Origin of the sequence: Bacillus sp. JJ1503, from assembly GCF_036965125.1 — a bacterium.
Taxonomy (GTDB): domain Bacteria; phylum Bacillota; class Bacilli; order Bacillales; family Cytobacillaceae; genus Cytobacillus.
In genome coordinates this window covers 1-3,626 of record NZ_JBALOZ010000337.1, presented here as the reverse complement: position 1 = coordinate 3,626, position 3,626 = coordinate 1, and the positions used below count along the sequence as shown (strand labels likewise).

At 36.6% G+C, this 3,626-nt stretch carries 5 protein-coding genes and 1 pseudogene; 5 read left to right on the top strand and 1 reads right to left on the bottom strand.

Annotated elements, in window-relative coordinates; genetic code table 11:
* Positions 1 to 157: 157 nt before the first annotated feature.
* The 4 genes from V7149_RS21910 to V7149_RS21895 all read left to right on the top strand — a co-directional run bounded on the left by V7149_RS21910 (position 158) and on the right by V7149_RS21895 (position 2,461).
* Positions 158 to 682 (top strand): YceD family protein, encoded by a 525-nt coding sequence (locus tag V7149_RS21910; protein WP_335347709.1) that lies wholly within the window; start codon positions 158 to 160, stop codon positions 680 to 682.
* Between the two features lie 47 nt (positions 683 to 729).
* On the top strand, positions 730 to 903 hold the full coding sequence (rpmF, locus tag V7149_RS21905) for a 50S ribosomal protein L32 (protein ID WP_003348855.1): 174 nt from the start codon (positions 730 to 732) through the stop codon (positions 901 to 903).
* Between the two features lie 105 nt (positions 904 to 1,008).
* Positions 1,009 to 1,767: an enoyl-CoA hydratase/isomerase family protein gene (locus V7149_RS21900; RefSeq protein ID WP_335347708.1), complete on the top strand. Its 759-nt coding sequence runs from the start codon at positions 1,009 to 1,011 to the stop codon at positions 1,765 to 1,767.
* A gap of 100 nt (positions 1,768 to 1,867) precedes the next feature.
* Positions 1,868 to 2,461: an RsfA family transcriptional regulator gene (locus V7149_RS21895; RefSeq protein ID WP_335347707.1), complete on the top strand. Its 594-nt coding sequence runs from the start codon at positions 1,868 to 1,870 to the stop codon at positions 2,459 to 2,461.
* Between the two features lie 103 nt (positions 2,462 to 2,564).
* Here V7149_RS21895 and V7149_RS21890 read toward each other — a convergent pair.
* Positions 2,565 to 2,997, bottom strand: a pseudogene (locus V7149_RS21890) (N-acetyltransferase).
* A 291-nt stretch (positions 2,998 to 3,288) separates the two neighbouring features.
* Here V7149_RS21890 and V7149_RS21885 point away from each other — a divergent pair.
* Positions 3,289 to 3,626: biotin carboxylase N-terminal domain-containing protein (locus V7149_RS21885; RefSeq protein ID WP_335347706.1), on the top strand; the 338-nt coding region annotated here is incomplete at its 3' end.

Sequence of the window (3,626 nt, the reverse complement as noted above, 5' to 3'; positions counted from 1 at the left end):
GTTTAAAAGAGAGTGGGGAGGTGAAGGATAATAAAAAAGCAGAAAGGACAAAGGGTTTAAATAATCTGATAATGAACACATTATACTGTAAAGATTTTTTATTGACAAATAATTATTTGAAAGCTATAATTACCTTTGTTGCCTTGGGGTGATTTATATGAAATGGACATTAAGTCAGTTACAAAAATATCGAAGCAAGGAATTGCTCATTGATGAATTAGTTGAAGTTGACGAGATTAAAAACATTGATCCGACAATTAGAGATGCATCACCGATGAGGGTCACTGGCCGAGCGGATATTGATTCTGCAAAGGTATCCTTCCATTTAAAAATGGAAGGGAAAATAATTCTTCCTTGTTCTCGTACGTTAGTTGACGTAAGCTATCCAATTAATGTAGAAACAACTGAAACTTTTCTCTTAAAAGGTTTAGATTATGAAACCGATGAGGAAGTTCACCAAGTAATAGGTGATGTGATTGACCTAATGCCGGTCATTCATGAGATCCTGTTACTCGAGGTTCCAATGCAAGTATTCTGCGAAGATAGCAGTGAAGAAGGAGCTCCTCAGTCTGGAAAGGATTGGGAGGTCATTCAGGAGCAAGATAAAAAGGATAAAATAGATCCTCGTCTTGCTGGACTTGCTCATTTTTTTGATCATAGTGATCCTTCTTCCGATTCATAATTGGAGGAAAACTACACTCTCTAAATCTCTTTAAGGAGGTGGGACTAATGGCTGTACCTTTTAGAAGAACTTCTAAAACTGCGAAAAGAAAACGTCGTACCCATTTTAAATTACAGGTACCTGGTATGGTAGAATGCCCAAACTGTGGTGAAATGAAACTTGCTCACCGCGTATGTAAGGCTTGCGGAACATACAAAGGAAAAGAAGTTGTTAACAACTAATTTCCAATCAGATAAAAGCACAAGAACATAATGTTCTTGTGCTTTTATCGTTTTGAGCTACTATTAGAAGGAGAAAGAACAATATAAATGCTGATGGGGGATCTCATGGACTCATACATATTGGAAAAGCATGCAGATGGATTATTAGTGTTTACGATTAACAGACCAGATAAAAGAAATGCAATCAGTTATGAAATTATGGACGGTTTAGAAGAAGCCCTGTCTCTAGCTAATGAAGATGATATTAAGGTTCTGGCAATAACAGGTCAAGGGGGAAAGGCGTTTTGTTCTGGTGGGGATTTATCCGATTTCCATCGTTTAAGAACAGAGGAGGAAGCCTATGTGATGCTTAGTAGAATGTCCGATTTACTAGTCAAGCTTTTGCTGTTGCCAAAGCCTACAATTGCCCTGCTGAACGGAACTGCCGTTGGAGGAGGCTGTGAGCTAGCTTCAGCCTGTGATTTTCGTATTGCAAGTAAGCATGTTAAGGCTGGATTTATCCAAGGTTCTTTGGCTATTACTACTGGCTGGGGAGGCGGAACCTTTCTATCTGAAAGACTTTTGCCTGCGAATGCGATGAAAATGCTAATGGAAGCTCACACTTATGAAGCAGAACAATTAAAAGAACTAGGGTTTGTTCAATCTATTGTCGAGGGGGATATTCTAGAAAGCGCCCGAAAACACTTAAAAAATATACTTTGTTTAGAGTCAGATGTGTTAAAAGCCTATAAAACAATGTTTATTAATAAATGGAATGAGTCCGGGCTTCAAGAGAGAGTGAAGGAAGAGGTAAGGAGATGTGCGAAATTATGGGAGAGTGACGCACATCATCAGCAAGTAGCCAAGTTTTTGGAGAAAAAATAAGGTTTTTCTACATTCTTTATAGATAATCATTTAGGATATCAGTCTATCTTTTCTAGCATAAGCATATGTATAAATAAAAAACACTAGGAGGGATATTCTGATGTCTTCAACTCGACAAGATGCTTGGACTCACGATGAAGATTTACTTCTTGCTGAATTGGTGCTTCGCCATATTAGAGAAGGTGGTACACAGCTTCAGGCTTTTGAAAAAGTAGGGAAAAAACTATCAAGGACAGCAGCAGCTTGCGGATTTCGCTGGAATTCATTTGTAAGAAAACAATATAAATCTGGTATTGAGCTAGCCAAAAAACAGCGGAAGGAAAGAAAACACAACCCTCAAGCTGAAGAGGCAGAAAAGTTACAAGAAAATGACCATGTAGCGGATAATCTTGAAGTTCTTGCAGAAAATTCACATGGAAATGAAAAACCGTTGGAATTTGAAGATTTGATCAGCTACTTAAAAAACCTTTATCACAAAGCTGAAGAGTCCAGTTCACAAAGTGAAGATATTAAAACAAATGAAGCAAGAATTCAACAGCTTGAAAAGCAGCTGTATTATCTTGCATCAGAAAACGAACGTTTAATCAAAGAATTAAACTCAATTGAAAAGGAATACAAGTCATTAATTGAAATTATGGAAAGAGCAAGAAAAATGGTTGCAATCAAAAATGAAGATAGTCAGCAAAAAATTTAATCTGAAAAAATAAAAGCGGACAATTTTTGTCCGCTTCGTACATATGTCCGTTTTGCATATTCTATTTCACTGTCAAGGTCATTGGAGCTTTAAGCATCCCTAATTAATGAGTCTGCTCTTTAACCCCTTCTGGAAACCATACTAGAGGGTTTTCTCCACGATCTCTTTCCATGTCATAATGAACAGAAGAAAAGCCCATCTTTTGCCAAAACTCAGCTGACTTTACTCTTGGATTTGTCTTAATTGGCAGACCTAAACTTTTCGAATATTCAACAAGTGCAGTTNNATAATTCTAAGTAATCTTGAGCAGGTTCGAAATATCTGTCAAAGTTTTTTTCAACTTGATAAAGGCTCATTCTTGCAACTAACTTATCCCCAAAATAAATTCCGTAAAACGGTGACTTACTATCGTTCTCAATTATATTTGCTTCCAGATCTTCAAGCATAGAAAGCTCTTGTAAGCCATATTCTTTAAATTTTTTAAACTCTTCAAGTGTTTTATAATTAATAACCAATTTTTCAACCGTGTATTCCATGAATATTCCTCCCTTTTAATCCTATAGTTATAAGTAGGATTTTTTTATCTAAATAATGTAGGCGCTTTCTTCTATTAATAATATTATATAACAATAATCAGGAAATTGTAATCAATCTGACATTTAATCTTTATATGGAAATGACTAGCGATTATTCTCATCGAACCGTTTACACGTAAAGGAGGAAAACACGGAAGGTTGTAGAAGTATACTACATGGATTATTTAACCTTTCAATGGACTTTAGATCAGCTTCTTGTTAGACATCGAGGAAGAAAGGGGAGTGCCATTAGTGAGGAAAATATTAATTGCAAATAGAGGAGAAATTGCTTTACGTATTATCAAAACCTGTCATTTAATGGGCATTGAAACTGTCGCTGTTTATTCCGATGCCGACAAGGAAATGCCTTTCGTCAAAAAGGCTGCACATGCATTTAGTATTGGAGAAGCACCGGTGAATCAATCGTATTTAAAAATGGATACGATACTGGAAATCGCGAAAAAGGAAGGAGTAGATGCCATTCATCCTGGCTATGGCTTTTTATCGGAAAATGCGGATTTCGCAAAGGCTGTACATAAGGCGGGAATCTCATTTATTGGTCCATCTCCGGATACGATTGAATTAATGGG

Coding starts and splice junctions, on each gene's coding strand:
- V7149_RS21910 (WP_335347709.1), top strand. CDS start 158: ATGAAATGGACATTAAGTCAGTTACAAAAATATCGAAGCAAGGAATTG.
- V7149_RS21895 (WP_335347707.1), top strand. CDS start 1,868: ATGTCTTCAACTCGACAAGATGCTTGGACTCACGATGAAGATTTACTT.
- rpmF (WP_003348855.1), top strand. CDS start 730: ATGGCTGTACCTTTTAGAAGAACTTCTAAAACTGCGAAAAGAAAACGT.
- V7149_RS21900 (WP_335347708.1), top strand. CDS start 1,009: ATGGACTCATACATATTGGAAAAGCATGCAGATGGATTATTAGTGTTT.